General features: G+C 39.0%; 29 protein-coding genes and 3 pseudogenes. 29 read left to right on the top strand and 3 right to left on the bottom strand.

Annotated features, from left to right (window positions below; translation table 11 throughout):
- From BN202_RS07815 to BN202_RS07740, 18 genes and pseudogenes are all read left to right on the top strand, one after another.
- Nucleotides 1-268: pseudogene (locus BN202_RS07815) on the top strand (transporter); the annotation flags it as partial.
- The gene (locus BN202_RS07810) at nt 265-1,020 is read left to right on the top strand and encodes a TrbJ/VirB5 family protein (protein ID WP_019220090.1); all 756 of its coding nucleotides are present in this window, start codon (nt 265-267) and stop codon (nt 1,018-1,020) included. The pseudogene BN202_RS07815 and the gene BN202_RS07810, both read left to right, overlap by 4 nt.
- Nucleotides 1,021-1,043: 23 nt before the next feature.
- On the top strand, nt 1,044-1,319 hold the full coding sequence (locus tag BN202_RS07805; RefSeq protein ID WP_019220089.1) for an EexN family lipoprotein: 276 nt from the start codon (nt 1,044-1,046) through the stop codon (nt 1,317-1,319).
- 2 nt (nt 1,320-1,321) lie between these two features.
- Nucleotides 1,322-1,702 carry an EexN family lipoprotein gene (locus BN202_RS07800; RefSeq protein ID WP_019220088.1) on the top strand — a complete coding sequence of 127 codons (381 nt, stop codon included), beginning with the start codon at nt 1,322-1,324 and terminating at the stop codon, nt 1,700-1,702.
- Between the two features lie 140 nt (nt 1,703-1,842).
- Nucleotides 1,843-2,226 (top strand): EexN family lipoprotein, encoded by a 384-nt coding sequence (locus BN202_RS07795; RefSeq protein WP_019220087.1) that lies wholly within the window; start codon nt 1,843-1,845, stop codon nt 2,224-2,226.
- 35 nt (nt 2,227-2,261) lie between these two features.
- On the top strand, nt 2,262-3,203 hold the full coding sequence (locus BN202_RS07790; protein ID WP_019220086.1) for a TrbL/VirB6 family protein: 942 nt from the start codon (nt 2,262-2,264) through the stop codon (nt 3,201-3,203).
- Between the two features lie 55 nt (nt 3,204-3,258).
- Complete coding sequence (locus BN202_RS07785; protein WP_051013512.1) at nt 3,259-3,495, top strand: hypothetical protein; 237 nt, start codon at nt 3,259-3,261, stop codon at nt 3,493-3,495.
- Complete coding sequence (locus BN202_RS07780) at nt 3,492-4,163, top strand: VirB8 family type IV secretion system protein (RefSeq protein WP_019220084.1); 672 nt, start codon at nt 3,492-3,494, stop codon at nt 4,161-4,163. The genes BN202_RS07785 and BN202_RS07780 overlap by 4 nt, the downstream gene beginning before the upstream one ends.
- Nucleotides 4,163-5,017, top strand: coding sequence for a P-type conjugative transfer protein VirB9 (gene virB9, locus BN202_RS07775; RefSeq protein WP_034987867.1), 855 nt, complete (start codon nt 4,163-4,165; stop codon nt 5,015-5,017). The genes BN202_RS07780 and virB9 overlap by 1 nt, the downstream gene beginning before the upstream one ends.
- Nucleotides 5,018-5,045: 28 nt before the next feature.
- Nucleotides 5,046-6,269, top strand: a complete 1,224-nt coding sequence (virB10, locus tag BN202_RS07770; protein ID WP_019220081.1) for a type IV secretion system protein VirB10 — start codon at nt 5,046-5,048, stop codon at nt 6,267-6,269.
- 12 nt (nt 6,270-6,281) lie between these two features.
- Nucleotides 6,282-7,334: a P-type DNA transfer ATPase VirB11 gene (gene virB11 / locus BN202_RS07765; protein ID WP_019220080.1), complete on the top strand. Its 1,053-nt coding sequence runs from the start codon at nt 6,282-6,284 to the stop codon at nt 7,332-7,334.
- Between the two features lie 209 nt (nt 7,335-7,543).
- Nucleotides 7,544-7,915, top strand: coding sequence for an EexN family lipoprotein (locus BN202_RS07760; RefSeq protein WP_019220079.1), 372 nt, complete (start codon nt 7,544-7,546; stop codon nt 7,913-7,915).
- A 164-nt stretch (nt 7,916-8,079) separates the two neighbouring features.
- Nucleotides 8,080-8,484, top strand: a complete 405-nt coding sequence (locus tag BN202_RS07755; protein ID WP_019220078.1) for an EexN family lipoprotein — start codon at nt 8,080-8,082, stop codon at nt 8,482-8,484.
- A 26-nt stretch (nt 8,485-8,510) separates the two neighbouring features.
- Nucleotides 8,511-8,636, top strand: coding sequence for a hypothetical protein (locus BN202_RS10475; protein ID WP_019220076.1), 126 nt, complete (start codon nt 8,511-8,513; stop codon nt 8,634-8,636).
- Nucleotides 8,637-8,682: 46 nt separating this feature from the next.
- The gene (locus BN202_RS07750; protein ID WP_019220077.1) at nt 8,683-9,087 is read left to right on the top strand and encodes an EexN family lipoprotein; all 405 of its coding nucleotides are present in this window, start codon (nt 8,683-8,685) and stop codon (nt 9,085-9,087) included.
- A 26-nt stretch (nt 9,088-9,113) separates the two neighbouring features.
- Nucleotides 9,114-9,239, top strand: a complete 126-nt coding sequence (locus tag BN202_RS10470) for a hypothetical protein (RefSeq protein WP_019220076.1) — start codon at nt 9,114-9,116, stop codon at nt 9,237-9,239.
- Nucleotides 9,240-9,285: 46 nt separating this feature from the next.
- Nucleotides 9,286-9,702, top strand: coding sequence for an EexN family lipoprotein (locus tag BN202_RS07745; protein WP_019220075.1), 417 nt, complete (start codon nt 9,286-9,288; stop codon nt 9,700-9,702).
- An 80-nt stretch (nt 9,703-9,782) separates the two neighbouring features.
- Nucleotides 9,783-9,998: pseudogene (locus BN202_RS07740) on the top strand (type IV secretion system protein); the annotation flags it as partial.
- On the opposite strand, the gene BN202_RS07735 reads toward BN202_RS07740, so the two are convergent.
- The gene (locus tag BN202_RS07735; protein ID WP_019220073.1) at nt 9,995-10,585 is read right to left on the bottom strand and encodes a Fic/DOC family protein; all 591 of its coding nucleotides are present in this window, start codon (nt 10,583-10,585) and stop codon (nt 9,995-9,997) included. The pseudogene BN202_RS07740 and the gene BN202_RS07735 sit on opposite strands and share 4 nt — an antisense overlap.
- Nucleotides 10,575-10,763, bottom strand: a complete 189-nt coding sequence (locus BN202_RS07730; RefSeq protein WP_034987941.1) for an antitoxin VbhA family protein — start codon at nt 10,761-10,763, stop codon at nt 10,575-10,577. Before BN202_RS07730 ends, BN202_RS07735 begins: the two co-directional genes overlap by 11 nt.
- A 587-nt stretch (nt 10,764-11,350) precedes the next feature.
- Between BN202_RS07730 and BN202_RS07725 the strand changes: the two genes are divergently transcribed.
- The 6 genes and pseudogenes from BN202_RS07725 to BN202_RS10375 all read left to right on the top strand — a co-directional run bounded on the left by BN202_RS07725 (nt 11,351) and on the right by BN202_RS10375 (nt 15,895).
- Entirely contained in the window at nt 11,351-12,370 is a 1,020-nt protein-coding gene (locus tag BN202_RS07725) for an ATP-binding cassette domain-containing protein (RefSeq protein ID WP_019220070.1), read from the top strand.
- A 64-nt stretch (nt 12,371-12,434) separates the two neighbouring features.
- The gene (locus BN202_RS07720) at nt 12,435-13,169 is read left to right on the top strand and encodes an ABC-2 family transporter protein (protein ID WP_034987938.1); all 735 of its coding nucleotides are present in this window, start codon (nt 12,435-12,437) and stop codon (nt 13,167-13,169) included.
- Nucleotides 13,153-13,941 (top strand): ABC-2 family transporter protein, encoded by a 789-nt coding sequence (locus BN202_RS07715; RefSeq protein ID WP_019220068.1) that lies wholly within the window; start codon nt 13,153-13,155, stop codon nt 13,939-13,941. The genes BN202_RS07720 and BN202_RS07715 overlap by 17 nt, the downstream gene beginning before the upstream one ends.
- A 419-nt stretch (nt 13,942-14,360) precedes the next feature.
- Nucleotides 14,361-14,807 carry an ATP-grasp domain-containing protein gene (locus BN202_RS07710; protein ID WP_034987864.1) on the top strand — a complete coding sequence of 149 codons (447 nt, stop codon included), beginning with the start codon at nt 14,361-14,363 and terminating at the stop codon, nt 14,805-14,807.
- Nucleotides 14,716-15,210, top strand: a complete 495-nt coding sequence (locus BN202_RS07705) for a hypothetical protein (RefSeq protein ID WP_198005548.1) — start codon at nt 14,716-14,718, stop codon at nt 15,208-15,210. Before BN202_RS07710 ends, BN202_RS07705 begins: the two co-directional genes overlap by 92 nt.
- Nucleotides 15,211-15,526: 316 nt before the next feature.
- Nucleotides 15,527-15,895, top strand: a pseudogene (locus BN202_RS10375) (helix-turn-helix domain-containing protein).
- Between the two features lie 1,322 nt (nt 15,896-17,217).
- Here BN202_RS10375 and BN202_RS07700 read toward each other — a convergent pair.
- Entirely contained in the window at nt 17,218-17,961 is a 744-nt protein-coding gene (locus BN202_RS07700) for a thermonuclease family protein (RefSeq protein WP_019220065.1), read from the bottom strand.
- 372 nt (nt 17,962-18,333) lie between these two features.
- Between BN202_RS07700 and BN202_RS07690 the strand changes: the two genes are divergently transcribed.
- The 5 genes from BN202_RS07690 to BN202_RS07670 are packed head-to-tail and all read left to right on the top strand — an operon-like array spanning nt 18,334 to nt 22,718.
- Complete coding sequence (locus tag BN202_RS07690) at nt 18,334-18,657, top strand: TrbC/VirB2 family protein (protein ID WP_019220063.1); 324 nt, start codon at nt 18,334-18,336, stop codon at nt 18,655-18,657.
- Nucleotides 18,658-18,969 carry a VirB3 family type IV secretion system protein gene (locus tag BN202_RS07685; RefSeq protein WP_019220062.1) on the top strand — a complete coding sequence of 104 codons (312 nt, stop codon included), beginning with the start codon at nt 18,658-18,660 and terminating at the stop codon, nt 18,967-18,969. It begins immediately after the preceding gene.
- Nucleotides 18,966-21,329: a VirB4 family type IV secretion/conjugal transfer ATPase gene (locus BN202_RS07680; RefSeq protein ID WP_019220061.1), complete on the top strand. Its 2,364-nt coding sequence runs from the start codon at nt 18,966-18,968 to the stop codon at nt 21,327-21,329. The genes BN202_RS07685 and BN202_RS07680 overlap by 4 nt, the downstream gene beginning before the upstream one ends.
- Nucleotides 21,326-21,763, top strand: a complete 438-nt coding sequence (locus tag BN202_RS07675; protein ID WP_019220060.1) for a hypothetical protein — start codon at nt 21,326-21,328, stop codon at nt 21,761-21,763. Before BN202_RS07680 ends, BN202_RS07675 begins: the two co-directional genes overlap by 4 nt.
- Nucleotides 21,750-22,718 carry a TrbL/VirB6 family protein gene (locus BN202_RS07670; protein ID WP_019220059.1) on the top strand — a complete coding sequence of 323 codons (969 nt, stop codon included), beginning with the start codon at nt 21,750-21,752 and terminating at the stop codon, nt 22,716-22,718. The genes BN202_RS07675 and BN202_RS07670 overlap by 14 nt, the downstream gene beginning before the upstream one ends.
- Nucleotides 22,719-22,907: the final 189 nt, after the last annotated feature.

The following is a 22,907-nucleotide window of genomic DNA, read 5'->3' as shown; positions in this document are numbered from 1 at the left end:
TCACGCGGATTATGTAGAAGGTTTTAAATTATCAGAAAGAGAATTCAACCTAATACAAACAGAATTAAGCCGCGAATCACGGCGTTTTCTCATCAAACAGGGGCAAAGTTCTGTTGTAGCAGAGCTGAATTTACGCGGCTTTGATGATGAAATAGCCATCCTCAGCGGCACCACCAAAAACATTGAACTCTTAGAAACCATCATGGATGAAGTTGGTGAATCTCCAGAAGAATGGCTTCCTCTTTTTCAAGAAAGGTCAAAACAATGAAAAAACTTTTATGGGCAACAGCCTTCTGCACAATTTCTTTGGGCTTAAAAACAAATGCCTTTGCCCTTATGGTCTATGATCCCGCCGCTGTAACTCAAATGATAGAACAAGTGAAGAACAGCGCAAAACAATTACAACAAGGATATGATCAGCTTAATCAATTAAAAGGTCAACTTGGTCAAATGAAACAATTATATAGCTCTTTAAATGTCAAGCCTGATATCTCGGCATTGAAAGACCTGTTCAACAAGCAGGGGAGCAATGGCGCCCTGCCCTCTGATTTTAACCACTTTCAACAATCGATGGGCAGCGGTGGTGGTAGCGGCGGCGGCGGTGGCGGCAGCAGCAAAAACGCGCAAAAATGGCAAGAAGAACTTAAATATAAAGAGCCATCGGGGGATGCTGGATCAAAAGAGGCAGTGGATGCTTTTTACGCAGAAGAAGTGAAAAAAGCACAACAGCGCATGGTAGGACAAGCAGCAAAAGGCCAAGACGTTTACGAAGAGGCCAGTGAAACACAAAAAACCATTAACAAACTTCTTGATAAACTTGGCAGTACGAAAGACGCTGGTGAAATTCAAGGCATTCAAGCACAATTAGAAGCAATACAAGCAAAACTGCAAACACAAGTCCTCCAAATGCAAGCCACCGCGATGATTCAACAAGCAGAAGAAAAAGCCAAAGTGGAACGTGGCTACGAAGAATTTGCAGCGCGATATAAAGACTATGCCAAAAAACTTCGTAGTCAATAAACGAAAAAAAGAGGGGATCAAGAATGAACAAAATCATCATCACCACACTGCTGCTTTGTACAGGTCTTATCACTGCTGGTTGTGAAAAAACCTACAGCGTAGCGGAATTTAAAAAAGATAAAAATTTGATGGAAGAGTGGGTGACGAGATGTGGGTTCTCAGGAACTTCAAAAAATTGTGAAAACGTACGAGTAGCAGCAGCTGAACTTTTTAAAGAATATTACCATAACCTTGCAAATCAACTCCTTGGAAACGATAGCGAACAAAAAAAATCTGAAAAACAAGGGGACAATCACTGATCATGAACAAAGCCATTCTCACAGCACTACTACTTTGCACGGGAATTATCACTGCTGGGTGTGAAAAAACCTACAGCGTTGCAGAATTTAAAAAAGATCAAAAATTGATGGAAGAGTGGAATGCTAAATGTGGGTTCTCAGGAACTTCAAAAAATTGTGAAAATCTAAGACTAGCACAGCTTGAACTTGAAAAGGAATATGAAGCAAAAGCTGAAGAAAGATGGAATAAGGCAGCAAAAAGCTTTGATCAAATGATGGACGAACTTACAGCAAAAAAACAAGCTGAATATGCAAAAAAAATCGCCGAGCACGAAGCGAAAGAACGAGCTAAAGCCGAACAAGAAGCAAAAGAACAAGCTGAACAGAAACAGGACAGCAATTGAATTGTAGACCGAAATATTTATGGCAACATTCTGTCTGTGCCCTAGATTTGTCATCACGGGTTACAAAAACCTAAAACACAGAGCAGAATGTAAAAATTGTGCTCAAACCTAAAAACTGAAAGAAAGAAGGGGAAATATTTATGAATAAAGTTCTCATAACAACATTGCTGCTTTGTATTGGAATTATCGCTGCTGGTTGTGAAAAAACCTATAGCGTCGCAGAATTTAAAAAAGATCAAAAATTGATGGAAGAATGGGGCGCAAAATGTGGACTCACAGGAACTTCAAAAAATTGTGAAAATCTAAGATTAGCAGGGCTTGAACTTCAGAAAGAATATGAAGCAAAAGCTGAAGAAAGATGGAATAAGGCGGCAAAAAGCCTTCATAACACAATAGAGGAACTTACAGCAAAAAAACAAGCCGAACTTGATGAATGGGAAGAAAAATCTAAAAAACAAAGAGCTGAAAATGAAGCTAGAGGACGAGCTACAATGAAAAAACTACTGGAATTAAATCAGAAGTAATCATATTTACAACAATTTAATAAAACGGGCATGCAATGGCATTCGAAAATATAACTATATTTACAGATATAGATAATTACGTGATGAAGTCTCTTGAAAAAACAATGGATCACACCATTTCAAATCTTTCATCGGCTTTAGATGCTCCGCTTAAAGTGTCTTGTACAATTTACATTATATTTATAGGGTACAATGTTATCTATGGGCGTACTTCCATGCCCTTATGGGACTTTATAGCAACAGTTTTCAAACTTGGCATCATTGTTACACTAGTAACAAAAGCTGCTGGCTATAACATATGGGTCAGGGATATATTTTTCAATGATCTACCGAATGCCATTGCAAATGTCACCCAAGGAGCGGTACATTCAGACAAAAATGTATGGGATAATATGCTGGAAAAAGGTACTGCACATGTTTTTGATGCAGCACACAAGACAGCATGGTATGCAATAGCTACTTATTTTGTTAATTGGTTTGTTGGTATTTTGTGCTTAGTGACTGCCCTTATAGTTTCTACAACTGGTTTCATTGTCTCAATATTTGCAAAACTGGGCTTATTTCTTGTTATATCAATAGGCCCTCTTTTTATAAGCCTTTATATGTTTTCATCAACAAGGCGTTTCACAGAAGCGTGGTTAAATCAAACGATAAACTTCATCATTTTGCAGGTATTAGTCGTGTTGCTTGGTGGTCTATATGTCGATCTTGCAACGGGCATTTTCTCAGAAAGCGTTACAGATATGATGTTTTCTTTAGTTAAATTCATGGTTGTGAGCTTTTGTGGTTGTTATCTTTTCACTCAACTACCAAGCATTGCCTCCGCTCTAGCCTCTGGAGGAGCTTCTCTTACAGGAGCAACAAAGATGGTTCAAGACGCAGCAAAAAAAATGACGGAACAATCATCTTTTGACAAGGCTATGGAGCAATCATTCGCACAAAAACTTGCAGATAGGATATACGGGAAAGGAAAATAGGAAAGTGTTTAAAAAAATTGGGGTCATTTTATCGCTTATCCTCTTAAATGGTTGTATGTCTTCATCACACACGCTGAAGTCACTTCCAAAATGCGATGGATATTCTAAGCGGCCATTAAACAAATCGATGTGGAATTGGGAAGGGAAAAATCCCTCCTCCACGCCCATCATCATCAGCAACAATACCGACCTCCCATCATCTGTGAAAGAGGGCAAGCTCGAAACGCTTCTCAGCCAAAAACTCACCGATGAAGAAATGGAATCCTACAAAGACTGCGGGCAAAAGGCATGAAAGAACAAGACATAGAACAATATATTGCTGATGCGCGCTCCTTTGATCAAGACCGCATCCTCACCTCACGCCGCATCACCCGCGCCTCCCTCGCTATCGCTGCCATAGCTGTGATCGTCGCGGTCATCTCCTCGCTAGCGGTCATCACCCTCACCCCGCTTAAAACCGTTGAGCCCTTTGTCATCCGTGTCGACAATTCAACCGGCATTACAGAGGTTGTGGAAGCCTTAAAAGAAGGCCCCACCAACGTTGACGAAGCGATCACCCGCTACTTTGCGGCAAAATACGTCCGCTGCCGTGAAGGCTTTGAGTCTGAGGAGGTACAACACAACTTCCAAACCGTCTCTCTGCTTTCTTCTCCAGAAGAGCAAGAAAGATTTGCCAGCTGGTATGGAGCAAAAAACCCCCAAAGTCCACAAATCCTCTACAAACACGCAAGTGCCACCGTAACGATAAAATCAATCTCCTTCATCAATCAGGACGTCGCACAGGTCCGTTATTACAGAACAATACGGGACGATGAAACCAATAAAGAATTCATCAGCCACTGGGTTGCAACACTCACCTTTGAATATATCAACGCCCCCATCTCTGTACAAAACCGTTTGATAAATCCTCTCGGCTTTATTGTTAGTGAATATAGAACAGATCCAGAAGTGGTCAACTAATCCATGAAAAAAAATTCCTTTTTCTTTTTCTAAGCGCCATCGCTCTTTCTCCTACACCTTGGGGCAATGCCAGTGTTTTTCCCACCCGCGCACCCAATGACAGCCGCATTCGCTTTATCAATTATGATGCCTATAATGTCACAAAAATTATTGGCACCATACGCTCGTCCGTACAGGTAGAATTTTCTGCTGATGAAGAAATTGCCCATGTCGCTATCGGCAACAGCGTTGCCTGGGAAGTAGCCCCCGCTGGCAATATTCTGTTCCTCAAAGCACGAGAAGTCCAGCCCATTACCAATCTGCAAGTGGTCACCACCCGCCGTGATGGCTCAAAACGCTCCTATCAATTTGAACTCATGGTCAAAGATGGAGAAATTTCCACCGCACAAGAAACCTATTTCCTTGTCAAATTTCGCTATCCACAAGACGAAGCCGAACGCAGAAGGCTTGCCGCACTTTTGCGACAAGAAAAAAAACAAGCCAGACAAATTGATGGTCTTTTTGATGCTTCTGAAACCTACGGACCACGCAATTGGGCTTATAGTGCACAAGGCTCGAGCAATCTTGAACCCTCCTCCGTTTATGACAACGGCAAAACCACAACATTTACCTTTCCAGACAATCAAGAAATCCCTGCCATTTATATTGTTGGCAGTGACGGAACAGAATCCCTCGTTCCCAAAACCACCAAAGGCAATATGGTCATTGTCCATGCCATTAGTGCCAGATTCACCTTAAGAAATGGCAGAAATGTTTTATGCATCTTTAATGAAGCCTATCAACAAAAAGGCATAAATCCAGGAACCGGAACAACCTCACCATCTGTTGAACGCAAAGTTGCATCAGATCTTTAAAGAAGCGGGAATAAAGGGGGGCTCAGCTATGAGTGATAAAACAACTATCGAAGATCGTGGTGCAATTGGCGATAAACGCAACAATACCTCACAAAGCCTTGGCAAAAAAATTATCATCGCTCTAGCTTGTATAGGATTTTGTGGCTATATGCTTTGGAATATCTTATCCACCCCCGAAGAAAAAAAAGACACAGCAAAATCTCATAAAAAACAAGCACAAAGCTTTCACAATACACTAGCGCCCTTAGAATTAGCGCCTGCTGACCCGCGCGCAAAACTTGGTCCCATAACCCTGCCTCCCCCACAACCACTCGCACCAGAACCCAAAAAAGACGATCCTTTGCTTGATGCCGCAAGACGCGCGCCCGTTCTCGCTTTTGCTAGGGGCACGAAGTCTCAATTAAAAGACATCGTCAATAATAGTCTTACCAACGCCTTTGACAAATTGAACACCCTTGAAAATCTCGGGCATATGCAAAATTCTCCTGCCCTTCAAAACACCAAAAATTTTGCGACCCTATTAAAACCAACCAAAACAGAAGAGACAAAAGCAAGTTTCATCGGCAATAGAAACTTTATCATCGCCATGGGAACCTCTATCCCCTGTATCTTAGAAACGGCATTAAACAGTGACCAACCAGGCTTTGCAAGCTGCATCATTAACCGCGATATCCTCTCTGACAATGGTCGTGTTGTCTTGCTTGATAAAGGAACCCAAGTGATTGGCGAATACCGTGGAGGAATAAAACAAGGGCAATCCCGCCTCTTTGTCCTCTGGACCAGAGCAAAAACCCCAACTGGTGTCATCATTCCCCTTGCCTCACCAGCAACCGATAGTTTAGGACGAGCAGGCTTTGATGGCAATATCAACACCCATTGGTGGGAGCGCTTTGGCTCTTCCCTGTTGCTTACCGTTATTGATGGCGCCACAACAACCCTCACCAATAAAATGACAAACAATTCCAACAAAGCGGGCGCAAACAACTCTGGAGGAGGAGGCTTTGGAGGTGCAGGCGGAGGAGGAGATTTTGGAGGCGCAAGCAACGCTGGCAAAGATGCAGCAAGTATAGCTCTTGAAAACCAAATCAACATCCCCCCTACCTTAGAAAAATACCAAGGCGAACTCGTCAACATTTTTGTGGCACGAGATTTGGATTTTTCATCCGTTTATAAACTCTCCATTACAACAAGAAGAAACAAAATCTTCCCACGCTCTATTCCAAGAGACTTCTTCTACCATTCTCAAATGTAGTAAAAAGAAATTATGCCCACAGCAAAAAATTCAGAACGCGCCTCTATCGTCTTAACCAAATTAAAGATCTTAAGCGACTATCTCAATGACGATAATTTATTTGAAATTGTCATCAATCGCCCTGGTGAAGTGATCGTTGAAGGTCCAAATGGTTGGCAAACCCATACTATCAAAGAATTGACCTATAGTGAATTAGAGGGCATTGCAAAAGTTGTTGCCGCTTATACAACACAAAAGATCAGTGTAGAAAACCCTGTTCTCTCTGCAACGCTCCCCAATAATGAACGCATACAAATCGTCATGCCTCCTGCTGTTGCAGCCAATACCATCAGCATGACAATTCGTAAACCTTCATCCCGTACTTTTTCTCTTGAAAGTTTACACGAAAACCAACTGTTTTCTGTAACAAGAAACGTCAGTTTTACCCCGCTTGAACAAATGAAAAAGCGAGCAGGTGAACTTTCTGACACAGAACAAGAATTAACCGATCTCTTTATAGCCAAAGATTTTTGTAAATTTTTAGAGAGAGCGGTTATTACCCAACAAAATATTTTGATATCTGGCAAAACCGGTTCGGGAAAAACCACACTCTCTAAAGCTTTAATTGCCAAAATTCCTGACTATGAACGCATTCTCACCATTGAGGATACACCAGAACTTGTCGTTCCCCATTCAAACAAAGTGCAACTTTTCTACTCAAAAGACAATCAAGGTCTAGCAAAAGCGGGTGCAAAAGAGCTCCTTGAATCGGGACTACGCATGCGCCCTGACCGGATACTTTTGCAAGAATTGCGTGATGGCACAGCTTTCTATTACATCCGCAATGTCAATTCTGGTCACCCTGGTTCCATCACCACCGTTCACGCCTCCACAGCGCTCTCAGCCTTTGAACAAATGACACTGCTTGTCAAAGAAAGTGATGGCGGTGGAAATTTAGCACGAGAAGATATTCGTGGCTTATTAATTTCTATGATTGATGTCATCATCCAATGCAAACGCTTGGAAGGAAAATTTCGTGTCACAGAAATCTATTATGACCCCTTCAAACGTCGAGACGCTTTTTAAAAAAATGCAAAATCAAGTAAATAAACATGAAAAAAGTGAAACTAAACAGAAACAGAATAACGACTAAACTATAGGCAAAGATATCTCTCGCAACATTCTGTCTTTGCCCTAGATTTGTCGTCACGGGGTTACAAAAACCTAAAACACAGAGCAGAATGTAAAAATTGTGCTCACACTTTAAAAACTGAAAGAAAGAAGGGGAAATACCTATGAATAAAGTTCTCATAACAACATTGCTACTTTGCACAGGACTCATCGCTGCTGGTTGTGAAAAAACCTATAGTGTTGCAGAATTTAAAAAAAATGAAAGCTTAATAAGAGAATTTCAATGGAAGTGTGCAGCTTCCGATAATTCTAAAAATTGTCAAAATGTGAGACAAGCAGCTGAGGAACTTGACAAAGAACGTCGGGAAAAAGCTGCAGAGAGAATTAGGAAACACAACGAAGAGCTTGATGATGCTATGGAAAAATTTAAAGCCGAAATGCGAGCTCAACATGAAAAAAATGAAGCTGAATATCAAAAAAGGCAAGCTGAACGAAAAGCAAAAGAGCAAGCTGAAAAAACACAAAGTAACGATTAAATCAAAAATCATCATATTTACTAAGGTAGATAATTACATGACGAAGTCCCTTGAACAAACAATGGATAGCGTCATTTCGAATCTTTCATCAAGCTTAGGTGCTCCACTTAAAATGTAAAAATTGTGCTCAAACCAAAAACTGAAAGAAAGAAGGGGAAATATTTATGAACAAAACAATTCTCACAGCACTGTTGCTTTGCACAGGACTCATCGCTGCTGGATGTGAAAAAACCTATAGTGTCGCAGAATTTAAAAAAGATGAAAAATTACGCTTAGAGTGGGACGCTAGATGTGGATTCGCAGGAACTTCAAAAAATTGTGAAAACATGCGGTTAGCATTTTTAGAACTTGAGAAGGAACGTCAAGCAAAAGAAGCAGAAAGAAGACGTAAAGCAGCAGAAGAAAATCGCAAATCAAGGGAAAAATTGGAAACTCAAATGAAGGCCGATATGGAAAAAATGAGAGCAGAGACTCAAAAAATAATAGCTGAACAAGAAGCAAAGCGACGTGCTGAGGAAGAACGAAGAGCGAAAGAACGCGCAGCAGAAGAACAACAAAATAACCATTAAGACACAATGAAGAGCGAAGCATCTAAATGGCAATAGTAACCAAAGGTGTATTTACAGATATAGATAATATGTTGATGAATCCCATTACAGATACAATGGGTAAAACCATTTCGAATCTTTCATCAAGCTTAGGTGCTCCACTTAAAATGTAAAAATTGTGCTCAAACCAAAAACTGAAAGAAAGAAGGGGAAATATTCATGAACAAAATCATTATCACAGCACTACTACTTTGCACTGGAATTATCACTGCTGGTTGTGAAAAAACCTATAGCGTTGCAGAATTTAAAAAAGATCGAAAATTGATGGAAGAGTGGAATGCTAAATGTGGCTTTGCAGGAACTTCAAAAAATTGTGAAAACCTAAGATTAGCAGCACTTGAACTTGACAAAGAACGTCAGGAAAAAGCTGCAGAGAGAATTAGGAAACACAACGAAGAGCTTGATGATGCTATGGAAAAATTTAAAGCCGAAATGCGAGCTCAAAGTGAAAAAAATGAAGCTGAATATCAAAAAAGAAAAGCCGAACAAGAAGCAAAGCGACGTGCTGAGGAAGAACGAAGAGCGAAAGAACGCGCAGCAGAAGAACAACAAAATAACCATTAAGACACAATGAAGAACGAAGCATCTAAATGGCAATAGTAACCAAAGGTGTATTTACAGATATAGATAATATGTTGATGAATCCCATTACAGATACAATGGGTAAAACCATTTCGAATCTTTCATCAAGCTTAGGTGCTCCACTTAAAATGTAAAAATTGTGCTCAAACCAAAAACTGAAAGAAAGAAGGGGAAATATTCATGAATAAAGTTCTCATAACAACATTACTACTTTGCACTGGAATTATCACTGCTGGTTGCGAAAAAACCTATAGCGTCGCAGAATTTAAAAAAGATCAAAAATTGATGGAAGAGTGGAATGCTAAATGCGGATTCGCAGGGACTTCAAAAAATTGTGAAAATCTAAGACTAGCACAGCTTGAACTTGAAAAGGAATATGAAGCAAAAGCTGAAGAAAGAGCGCGTGAAGATACAAAACGTCATAGTCAAACAATGGAAAAACTTAGAGCTAAAATGAGAGCTGATCTTGAAAAAATGGAAGCTGATACTAATAGAATACAAGCCGAACAAGAAGCAAAAGAGCGCGCTGCAGAAGAACGAAAAGTAAAAGAGCGCGCTAAAGCAAAACAAGAAGAAAAAGAACAAGATAACAATTAATTATAAAAACACACAATGCATAGCGGGGTATCTATATGGCAGCAATAGAAAGCAAAGGCATATTTACTGATATAGACAATATGTTAATGGAGCCCCTTACAGAGACAATGAATGAAACCATTTCAAATCTTTCCTCAGCTTTAGGTACTCCGCTTAAGATATCTTGTACACTCTACATTATATTTATTGGTTACAATGTCATCTATGGTCGCTCTTCCATGCCCTTATGGGACTTTATAGTGACAACTTTCAAACTCGGCATCATTGTTGCACTTGCTACAAACGCCGCTACTTATAAGAGATTGAGGTTTTGACGAATAAGTGTAGACAAGTGTTCATAATTCCCATGATACGCCGCAACCGATGCCTCTATCATTTCTTGTTGCTCAAGAGAACTCCAATCGATAAAATAACCAGCTTCACGCGCAAGCTGCCCCATAAATTCACGCAACGTGCGCCCATTCCCCTCTCGAAAGGGATGCAACACATTCAACTCACCCATGTAATATCCAGCCCTCAAGCTGAATTCATTCGCACCAAGATCACGCAAATAGTGTTCTTTTACAAGCTGCTGTGTAATCTTCGGTGCATAATTTTCAATCTGAGTATAATAAGCAAATATACTATTCCCTTTGCTCATATCTAGCGAACGGATCTCTCCTGCCCATTCATATACATCACCAAACAGCTTTTTATGAATCTCTTTCATATGAGCTAGATCAAACCTACCACGAAGAGGAGTAAGCATAAGTTCAAAAGAGCGTAGATAAGCAAAAGTAGCTTCTACACGCTCCCATGTGTTTTGGTCTTTAATTCCAAACCGATTATACAACACACCAGTCTCAGGATCAGTGTAAGGATCGCCGCTCCCCTCATACTTCACCACGTTTTACCCGTTCTATATAATCTTTAATGACATCACTTATTTCAAGCTCACCTATAATATAGCGCTCTACTTGAGCAACAACCTGTGGATCTGGTTCCAACCCTTCTAAACGTTGGCTTGCCAATGCATTTTTAGCATGAAAGCGACGTCTTTTAATTTCATCTTCACTCAACATATCAAAACCTCCCTTGCTTTCCCCCTTCACTATAACGCAACCGCGCTCCAAAAACAAAACACTTTACGTTTATTAACCCTATGACACCCTTTAACTTGAAACTCCCATGATTTCACTCTTGCACTTGACGTGATTACAAAAATTTTGAAGCATTTACCAAAGAAGTCAAAGACAGCTGTTCCTTTTTCTGATGCATTTTCTCCTGCAGCCTTGAAACGTCACAGGGAAGAAAGAGAAGACCTCGAAATTTCCTATCATCTCGAAAAACACTCCTATCATTGATACGATTTGATATAAATCGAGGCTTCATCGTTTCCATCGCACAATAAGTCCTTAGCTAAAGTGTCTCTCTTAAAACTCCATATCTGAGAGCTGCTTAGTCTCTCTCAAAACACATCTTTATAAAAAACAGATGAGAATATGAAATACCTAGCTAAAGTGAGCCCACCATGCTAAAGAAGTGCACCCTATTAAAAATTAAGAGAAAGTGAGAGTCATTTGCCATAAAGGTCTCAAGGGTAGATTTGTTTTTCCGCTGTAAAAAGCAGAGTTTTAAAGAGAATATAAAGTCAATTGGGGGGAGACAAATGGGATCATTGTTGATTGATGTGAAGAACGTCTCAAAAACATACCGCAGCATAAACAATGCAACGGGTTTTACCAACAAAGTGGTTTCTCTTTTTAAGCCGACCTCTTCAAATTATCATGCGCTAAAAGAGATCAGTTTCACCTTGTTTTCAGGACAATCCCTCGCAATCGTCGGTCCCAATGGAGCGGGCAAATCCACATTGATTAAAATACTTTCTGGCATACAAACTGCTGATGAGGGAGATGTTAAAGTCTTAGGAGTTAATCCCTATAAAGCAAAAAAAAATCTGTTCAAGTCTCTGGGCGTGGTCTTTGGTCACAAAAATTGCCTCTGGTGGGATTTACCTCTACGCTATAGTCTGGATATGGTTCAACCCCTATATGACCTTGAACCGAGCTCTTTTCACCGCGATCTTAAAGAGATTACCAAGCTCTTGAACATTGAGCATATCATGGATAAGCCCGTGCGCTTGCTAAGCCTTGGTGAGAGAGTCAAAAGCGAATTAGCCTTTAATTTATCCTTTAAACCTCAATTATTGTTTCTCGATGAGCCAACGATTGGTCTTGATATTACTTCCAAACATGAAATCAGGGAGCTGCTTAAAAAACTCAAAAAAGAGCAAGCTATAGGATATGTCATCACCAGTCATGACATGGGAGATATCGATGGCTATGTTGATGATATTATTCTTTTACATAAAGGAAAAAAGCAATTTCATAGCGATATTGATACCTTGAAAGAGATGATCCCCTCAAGTGTGAGAATAACGCTTTTTTGTGAACATTTACCAACAGCTTCAACGCTTATAAAGGACATTGATGAACTGGCAATAAAATTGTCCATTCCTTTAAAAGAGAAACACTTTAATGATGAAAAATGTACATTGGAGATTTCACTCTCGCGTGAAGATGTGCCAGGTTTTATTAGGGAAATTGCAATAAAACTTAACTGTCCCTTCTCTGTATCCACCCCCTCACTTGAAGAGATGCTCCGTGTTAAATTTAAAGAATTTCTCTAACCATTGCTTTGCTCTCTTTCTCTTTGCCAAGAATGGATTGCTCACAATCCTCAGTGACAGAGCCATGTTTTTTACCGATATTGTTATGGGGACGCTATCGCCCTTCGTGATTCAACTTCTGTTGTGGAATGCACTTTTTTCTGACACGAGCGACAGCATAAACGGTTTTGGCTTTCATGATATGATATATTATTATGCCTTTGCCTTAGTTTTATCACGCTTAAATAATGGTTATAGTTTAATTCAATCTTTCTCTCAGCATGTTAAAGAAGGAAAATTAGAAGTCTATCTCACCAAACCATTCAGCTACATGATACAAATGCTGTTTAGCTTTTTGGGTGAAAGCGTGCTCTATGCCATACCCTTACTGGCTATTTTTTCTGTAAAACTTATTTTATCCTTTGAGAATATTTTAGCATTGGTCATAACTTTTCTGTTGTTTTTTCTCATTATTGTTCTCTCGCAACTGCTGTGTTTTTTTCTCTCCTTTGCCATTGCCTTATTGAGTTTCTGGGTAATTGAATACAATATCTTGCTCTCTTTTAGTATTCTCAGTTCAGCACTTCTTGGTGGCACTCTTCTCCCCCCCTCTTTTTGGCCAACATGGCTCATTCCATTGATGCAGTTTAATCCTTATCGTTTCACCATATCGGCTCCTGCCGAATTTCTTTCAACCCATAATCTGAGAGTATTCGAGCAATTTATTGAGGGCAGTGTTTTTTATATTTTGTGTCTTTTATTCTTCATTCATATTGCTTGGAAAAAAGGAATGAAAGCCTATCATGGAGCGGGAGGATGAGGTGAAAACAATCCTTTACTTTATCAGCATGAATATACGCCGACAAATTGTTTACGCTAAAAACTTCACGGGAGAATTTATTCTTTCTCTGTGCTATTATTTTATTCAATTCATCTTTATTGATAAAATCTCTCGCTTCTCAGGCAGCATTGGAAACTATAGCAGAGATGAAATTCATCTTATCTTTGTTGTTTTCATTTTGCTTGGGATATTTTTGAATATTTTTACCAGTTCTATTGAAACATTTTTTGAAAAAGTAGCAGAGGGGAAAATTGAAGGATATCTGACAAAACCTGTTTCAATTTGGCTATTAGTCCTGTTTGGCTGGTGCAGACCTCTTTATCTAATCAAGCTTTTTATTGTTTGTGTAACGGCTTATTCATTTGTCTCACTACCGGATATGTCAGAGATAAAACTGAAATGGTTTTCCTTTATCGTTGCAATTGGCTGTGTTTTTATCGTAAATTTATGTTTTTTCATGATGTTCAACTTTATAACATTTATGACCAGCCGTAAGATGCCCGTTGCCTATTTTCATGCAATGCTTTACCAACTCTCCTTTATCCCCATAGCAATTTATCCTTCAAGCATCGTGAAATGGCTGCTGTTTCTGCTGCCCTTGGCTTTTTCGGCTTCTCTCCCCGTGTCATTCCTGCTTGCTAAAAGTGAATGGCATATCGGCTATCTTCTGTTAAGCGCTCTTCTTTCCATGAGCACAACTTTTATCGTCTATAAGAAAACAATCCGTAAATTTAATGGGCTTGGGGGATGAAAGAAAAAACAATCTTCAACAAAGGGGGAAATCATGAAAAATTCTATTCTTTGGCTTGGAATTCGCTCTTATGAAGACGAACAAGAAGCTATTTTAATGCATGCCATGAACTTGGTTAAATATAGTATTGTTTGCTTCCAGCTGCCCTAAAATATTAGAAAATCGTGTCGATTTTTTCAAAGTTAACCTAGCAGATAATCATCAAGTACTAGCCCTTGTTGAAGAGATTAATAAAGAACGGAAAATTTGTTTTATCTCTTTCATGGACTGATCTTTACGTTGAGCTTAATGCCCTAGTATCAGAGATATTAGGAACACCTAGAACAAGTGTTTCATCTGCAACAAGAGCCAGAAATAAATATGAAATGATAAAAACTGTATGGGAAACTTATCCCTAATACACCCCATCGTTTAAATTAATGAAAGAAGAGGCAGATCTTAGCAACATTTCATTTCCCTGCGTGCTAAAACCGATAAGCGCTTCCGATTCAAAAGGAGTATATTACGCAGAAAACGAAAAACAAATGAAAGATGCATTTCATGGACTTATCAATCTTGCTAAAGAAGGACATGATCAATGGAGTTATAACCGTTATGGTCTTCATTTTTTATGCGAGTCTTATCTTTCCGGTCAGGAATTTTCTGTCGAAGATGTTGTGGTAAATGAAGAATGCTATATTGCAGATATTACAGAGAAAAAGGTTATCGAACCTTGGTTTATAGAATACCCGCATATTTTCCCCGCAAGATTAAGTGATGAGGTAAAAATCGAAATTGAAAAAAGCGACCTCTCATATTGTTCATGTTCTTGGATTAAAGAATACTCCATTTCATTTAGAGGCAAAATGGACAAAAGATGGCTTTAAATTCATTGAAATCGCAGCACGTATTGGAGGTAGATTAATCACGACACATTTTGTGAGCAATGCTTTAGGAATAAACTGGATTAAAAATGTCGTTTCCACATTGATCAATAACGAAGTTTTTCAGATTCCTGAAGTAAAAGCCTATACAGGTATTCATTACCATATAGCCCCTCAGGCTGGTAAATTGAAACGCTATGAGTATCCTGAAGAGTTACGCCATTCAAAAGCATTTCTTCACGCAAAACATTTGGTAAAAAATGAAATATTTATCATGCTGCCTCCTGAAGATTTTTTCTCTTTAATTTTAGGCTATGTCCTTGCCAAAACAGCAAATTATAGTGAATTAACATATTTTTTTAAAGAAGTATCTGAAGCAACCATTATTGATATAAAAAAACTGTAAGGATAAGGAAGAGCTAAAGCTGTCTTCATTTTTATTGTAAATCCTCTCAAATTACTTTATGAATAAAAAGATATTTTGGTCGCATACGCACCGACCAATAGAGCCTTGAAAAACTGAAACCTCGATCATAAACATGAATCCACTCTGTGGATGTCTTAGCATTTTGCGAAATTTTGCACTGTCTAGGTGTTTTCCAGCACGAAAAGCAAAATACTGACGAGGTTGCAGTATTTCCAACCTCCCCGAAAGTCCAATACAAGAGCGCTCGCCCCCTGTGGGGGAAATGTAAAATAAAAATCCTCATATTGACAAATTCATGTGTAAAAAAGTTCGCTTCAGACGAAACATGCTAAAAATATCTCAAAAAGCCTTAGAGTAATCTCTAGGGAGAGGCTTCCAACAAATTCAAAAATACGAAAAAAGCTTAAATCATGTCGAAGCGGGACAATTAAAGCAAATTGCCGATATCTTGGCCGATATCTTGAATGTCCCCATTGCCTTCTTTTAAGTCGACTTCTCCACAAAACAATATGCGTCAGCCCCTCACAAACCCCTCACAAACCCTCATAATGAAATCATCTCCAGCAGAGAAGAATATCTGCTGCTTAAAAGTTTTAGAGTCCTCATCACAATAAAACGCAAAGCAATTTTACAATTAATTGCCGATCAAAATGAAATTTCTTAAAATCATGCCCCACAGCACTACAGGCTCCGTTCATCAATATTCATGCGTATTCAAAGGACCTCCTTCTCCCGCATGCTTTTTATTTAAAGCGCTCTGTACTTAACCAAAAAGCGCTGTTATTAATACTTGGAACCCTGTTCTTGACTTGCCTCCCATTCAAAGAATAAAGCCTACCAATGCAGCTCTGTAAACAACGACGCTTCCTGTCTCGCTTGCCCCCCTAGCATATCACCAGCAAACACTGTTTCATAAGCTCTAAAAGCAAATCCGAGTCTGAGTATTCACCACACTCTCTCACAAAACAGCCCATAGAGAAAATTATACCTTATAGTCCTGCTTAAACAACAAGTGTTTGAGGGTAGAAAATACTGAAGTCTCCGCTATAAATCCTTTAAAAGCATGTTCTTACAGCCAAAATCCTAATGCTTCACACACCTTACCAAAAGAGATCAAAAGGAAATTTTTAAGCGAGAATAATTCTCAACCTGATAAAATGAAAGAAGTCACAAGCAACTGCATAGTAACTTCTTTATTTTGCAACTTATATACATACACCATTCTACTGTTGAGATATGTGTTTATTAAAATTTTGCTCCTAGACGTGAATTGACAGGCTTTTGCGAAAAAGACATTTCATTATCTGCTTGTAATAAATTTTGACAATTTTAAGATTCCTTCACATTAAATCCAAGGAAACATTTTTTTCCCCATCTTTCTTAAAATCTTCCACACTATTAAGTCTTTTCACACCCCACTACGAATAATAGAGCCATGCATAATAAAATAATTTTTTTCATTTACCCCTCTTTTAATATCACATTTGTTAATCCCCCCCAAGATGGGGTCCTTATTTTCACACTATGCAGCAACAGCTTTAGTGATCATCATTTCTTATTTTTTAGCCATTTCTTATTTTTTAGAATGAGTGCTATAGTTACATAACGCAAAAAATGTTCACAACAGACATCATAAAATGTTCTTCGTAATACATAATGAAGAGGAAAACAATAAAAAGCCTATAGAGATTTCTTCATGAAACCTTCAAGACAAATTTGCTCTTCATCAAAGGGAAGATTTACTGGAACAACAAATGATTTTATACAATACATTGATACGACCATTATAGCTTAACCACCTTTGAAAACTAAAGCGAATATTTGAATAAAAAACAAACCTTGAAAATGGAACAGCCATCAATCTACTGCTGTGAAAAACAGTTGCAATGATTTTATAGCTTATTACCATTTTCCCTATGCTCTGTTGTAATTTGCTTTGTAAATTTTTTGATATCAGCCATCAAAGAAATATGATCGTGACAGCAATCAAAAACCAGCAAAGGGGTTATAAGAGCCATTATCTTTCCGCCATTGTAAAGGTTCAGTAAAATTACTAGACCAAAGACCAACTTTGTTGTTGCGAGCGATTTCTTCCGCATGGCGATACTGTGCTGGAATAGGGTTTTTATTTTCTTTTGCAAGCACCAACATACCCTCAGCAAGACCTGCCTCCGCTAAATCAACCCCATCCACAAAACATTGCGCATAAAAAATACCATTATGCTTAAGTGCCTGCTTACAAGACAAATTCTGACCAAGCGTTTTGGTAACAAGCCAAGCCGTTGTCACCGCACCACAAGGCCATTCTTGACCATTTAATTTTGCCTTTTGACGCGGAGCACAACTATCCACACCATAGAGGTGAATATTGCGCGTAATATGCCGACGCCACGATTGTGCAACAGGGGTGAGCAATTTAAATGTAACACCACTGGTAACCGATGCCCTCCCCTGAAAAACAGTCGCATTGCCCAGTGAAACACTTTCCTGTAAACCAACAGCTGACTCATTTTTTGCTAATCGCTGTTTGATAATGGCTTCCGTTGGCTTTTTTTCTGCCAAATGCATACCCACAATGTCTTGAACATCACGCATCGTAAAGGTCTTGAGAGGGCTCAAATCTATTTTAGCTTTATATTTGCCTATCCCCCATAATATAGAACCCACAATGTAAATAATAACGATCAGTTTAAAACGACCCAGCTTCATATATTCACTTAAAAAGTTCATTTTTGCTTTACCTTTTTATATTTTTATCAATGATTTACCTACTTTTTACAGAGAAAACTCTAAGCAAGATATGTCGAGTGCTAACTCCACTGTATAATAAAAAATAGTATTCTCACACAATTAGCTAGTGGCATCTTAAAAGATAAAATAGAACTTAAAATTGCCATTTTTTTATAACAGACTCACAGAGTGAAGGAATCTTCTGTCTCTATAAGAAGAAGATTTTGAAAGTGAGCAACGACCACTATCAAAGTTTTTAAAAAATAATTGAGGGGAAATTTTGGCTGCAATTTGGGATGCAAATTGTAAGGAAGGGGAGTTCTTCGCCCGTGAGAGACAAGAGGACCAAGAAACAATTTAAAGAGAGGTAAAATGACAAACACTCTATCCAAGAACGGCATCTTCATCATTATCATGCTGCTTTTAACGGCATTCGTTATCTTAGATCCCTCTTATGCGGCTTCTAATGCTTCTACGGGTGGGTTTGGGCAGGTCGATACTGTTTTAGAAAATATTGTTGGTATGATGACGGGAAAAACAGCAAGGCTTATTGCCATTATCTGCGTTGCTGCTGTGGGTATTGGCTGGATGTACGGCTTTATTGATCTGCGCAAAGCCGCTTACTGCCTAATTGGCATTGGTATTGTTTTTGGGGCACCAACTCTCGTTGGAAATTTAGTGGGGAACGGGTCATAAATGAACGAAGATCCTCTTTTCCTTGCCTGTACAAGACCTGCTATGTTTGCCGGTGTCACAATGGAAGGGATGGCACTGAACGCTATGGCGACTGTCATTCTTTTTATTATCACAAGTGATTTTACCATGCTTGGTCTTGGTATTGGTATGCACTTTGTTTTACGTGAAGTGACAAAACACGACCACAATCAGTTTCGCGTGCTCTTTGCTTGGCTCAATACAAGAGGCAAACAAAGAAATCTCAATAGATGGGGAGGAGGATCGACGTCCCCACTACGTCTGATCCGGACCTATAAGGAACTAAACAGATGAAACAGTCGTCGATCATGAAACGGGAAACTTTGCCTGAAGACTATATTCCCTACATGCGCCATGTCAACCAACACGTCATTGCATTAAATTCACGCTGCTTAATGACTGTGATTGCCATTGAAGGCGTAAATTTTGAAACTGTAGATATCGATCAATTAAATTCCTTACACAATCAATTAAACACGTTCTTTAGAAATATTGCTGATGAACGTGTTGCTTTATATTCTCATATTATCCGCCGTCGCGAAACAATTTATCCAGAGGGGCGTTTTTTTTCTTCTTTTGCAGCAACATTAGACGAAAAATACAAAAAGAAAATGATTTCGCAAGAGCTTTACAGAAATGATCTGTTTGTTTCATTGCTCTGGAATCCGGCATCAGATAAAACCGAACAACTTGCTTCATTTTTTCAACGCTTGAGCAAAGCGAAGAAGACACAATCTGAACCAGATCAGGAGGCCATTTATAAAATTGAAGAATTAAGCCAAGATTTTATAAACGGATTAGAAGCCTATGATGCACGGCTATTGTCCATTTATGAACATGAAGGCGTTTTATTTTCTGAACAAAGTGAATTTCTCCATCAGTTGGTAGGAGGCAGGCGTGAGCGTATTCCCCTCACATTTGGCACCATTGCTTCGACGATTTACTCAGATCGTGTTATTTTCGGCAAAGAACTTATTGAAATTCGCCATGAAAGCAATGAACGCTTTGTTGGTATGTTTGGCTGGAAAGAATATCCCTCAAGAACGCGCCCTGGCATGACCGATGAATTGCTGACAGCCCCTTTTGAATTTATTTTAACACAATCTTTTGTCTTTAAAAGTAAAGCAGCTGCCAGTGCCATTATGGGGCGCAAACAAAATCAAATGATTAATACGGCCGATCGTGCCAGCTCACAAATTGAAGCACTTGATGAAGCGCTGGATGATTTAGAGTCAAACCGTTTTGTTTTGGGGGAGCATCATCTCTCTTTAGCTGTTTTTGCCAATCACCCTAAAATATTAGCAGAAAATCTTTCAAAGGCACGTTCGCATTTAACCAATGGTGGTGCTGTTATTGCCAGAGAAGATTTAGGTTTAGAAGCCGCATGGTGGGCACAATTGCCGGGAAATTTCAGCTATCGTGCGCGCTCTGGAGCCATTACCAGCAGAAATTTTGCTGCCCTATCGCCCTTCCACTCTTTCCCTATTGGCAAATTAGAGGGTAATGTTTGGGGCTCCGCTGTAGCATTATTGAAAACACAAGCGAGTTCACCTTATTATTTTAATTTTCATTATGGTGACCTTGGCAATACTTTTGTTTGTGGTCCATCGGGATCTGGTAAAACTGTAATTGTTAATTTTCTTCTTGCTCAATTACAAAAACATAATCCAACCATGGTTTTTTTTGACAAAGATCAAGGTGCAGAGATTTTTGTACGAGCCGGAGGCGGAAAATATAAACCATTAAAAAACGGATATCCCACCGGTATTGCCCCCTTAAAAGGCTTGGAATACACAGAGAAAAATAAAATCTTTCTTCGCAATTGGATTTTAAAGCTTGTTACAACTGAAGGACAAACGGTAACAGAAGAAGAACGACAAGATATCAGCAACGCTATCGATTCCTTAGAGAGCTTGCCTCGTGCACAACGTTCTCTTGGTGCTCTTCAACTGTTTTTTGATAACACCTCAAAAGAAGGAATTGCCATACGATTACAACCTTGGATCAAAGGTGAGGCTTTAGGTTGGGTTTTTGATAACGATCAAGATGATCTCAATTTAGACGCCCAATTCATTGGTTATGACATGACAGATTTCTTAGACAATGAAGAAATTCGACGCCCTTTAATGATGTATCTGTTTCACCGCATCCTTGATCTCATTGACGGACGGCGCATTATTATTGTCATTGACGAATTTTGGAAAGCTTTGGAAGACGATTCCTTCAAAGCTTTTGCGCAAGATCGCCTCAAAACAATCCGTAAACAAAATGGCATGATGCTGTTTGCCACACAAAGTCCCAAAGACGCTTTAAACTCAACAATTGCTCACACAATCATTGAGCAATGCCCCACGCAAATATTTTTCCCCAATCAAAAAGCAAATTATCACGATTATGTTGAAAATTTCAAACTGACTGAGCGTGAGTTTGAACTGATACAGTCAGAATTAAGCAGAGAATCCCGTCGTTTTCTTATCAAGCAGGGACAAAATTCTGTTGTTGCAGAACTTAACTTACGCGGGATGAATGATGAGATTGCTGTCTTAAGCGGTACAACCAAAAATATTGAACTCATGAATGAAATTATCAACGAATATGGAACAGACCCCAATACGTGGTTGCCCATATTCCATCAAAGGAGAGAACATCAATGAAAAAATATAGCTTCATCACACTGTTATCTTTGTCTTTTATCTCTCATGCGACCGCACAAGATACTGAGCGATATTACAAAGAAGCATTAGAAAGCACACAAAAATTAAACGCTGTAAAATCAGATACAGCTGAATCAATTTACGCATCTACAATTGAAAGTATAAAAAAGATTGAGGAAATCAAGCAAGAGCTTGAAACTGTCAAATCCAAAAAAGACGCTAAACCTGAAGAATTACAGCAGCTTCAAACACAACTTTCTCTTCTTCAAACACAGTTTCAGGCAAATACTGTAAAACTTCAGTCTCTCGCTATGATTGAAGCAAAAGATAAGAAAACAACAGAAGAAATATATGAAGAACAAGCACAGAAAAAAAATAAAGAGCTTGCCGAACAATTAAAACAAAAGCTTGAGAGTTCTAATGTCAGACTTTAAATTCTCCCCGTTTGAGAGCATTTCTGAATATATTTTAGCCCCTCTCGACAATGTGATGAACACAGTAGTGAGTGGTTTATCTTCTGCTATTTCAGCTCCACTCAATCTTGCTTCGATCATTTTCATTTTTCTGTATGGCTATAATGTTATGACCGGTCGTGTTGCTCTTTCCATGAATAGTCTTCTCAACAATGTTGTTAAAATCGTTGTTGTGACGACAATGGCAACCAATGCAGATACATTTAACATTTATGTCAAAGATGTTTTCTTTAATGATTTAGCCAACGCCATTGGCAATGCGCTTAATAGCAATGCTACAAACTCTAATGTTTTTGATTATATTTTGTTACAGGCAAGTACACGCTATCAAGAAGTTTTATCGAGAGCTTGGTTTCTTGAAAAGATCATGGTTGGCCTTCTTGGTTCTTTAATGATCTTGGCTGTTATCGTCTTTTGTATTGGTGGTTTTATTGTGCAAATGTTTGCACAGGTTGCCCTTGTCATGATTATCGGTCTTGGACCACTCTTCATTAGTTTTTATTTGTTCAATGGAACCAAAAAATTTACCGATGCATGGATTACCACATTGGTCAATTTTACGCTTTTGCAAGTTCTTGTCATCATGCTTGGTACGATTATGTGTAAAATTATCGTGCACGTTCTCAGTGATTCATATGATTCAATTTATTATCTATTTCCTCCAGTCGTTATCATCTCGATAGTAGGAGCCCTTCTTTTCCGTGCACTTCCCGGCATTGCCTCAGCACTTGCCTCTGGTGGACCATACTTTAACACTGGTGTTGCTTCAGGAGGACAGGTTTTCTCGATGCTCTCCAGCGGTGCTAAAGCTGGTGCTAAAGCTGGTGGTAATGCGGCGAAAAATGCAGTTTCACAACTTTCTGGTGCAGCAGGAGGTGCGGCAAAAGCAGGAGGAAAAAGTGGTGGTCGTTTTTAATGTCAGACACTTCTTTAAAAACACCACACTTCTTGTTTTGGCATGGTGTGTGCCCTTTCATGCTCACACCATGCATCTTTTACATGGAACATTTGATACCCTTATCTCTATACGACCAACAAAAACCTTTCATGCTACGTTTTTGTAAGATCGTTTAGAGTAAAAACCTCCATGCCTTGTATTCCAAAG

Source organism: Bartonella florencae, assembly GCF_000312525.1.
Classification (GTDB): domain Bacteria; phylum Pseudomonadota; class Alphaproteobacteria; order Rhizobiales; family Rhizobiaceae; genus Bartonella; species Bartonella florencae.
This window is presented reverse-complemented; position numbering and strand designations above follow the sequence as displayed.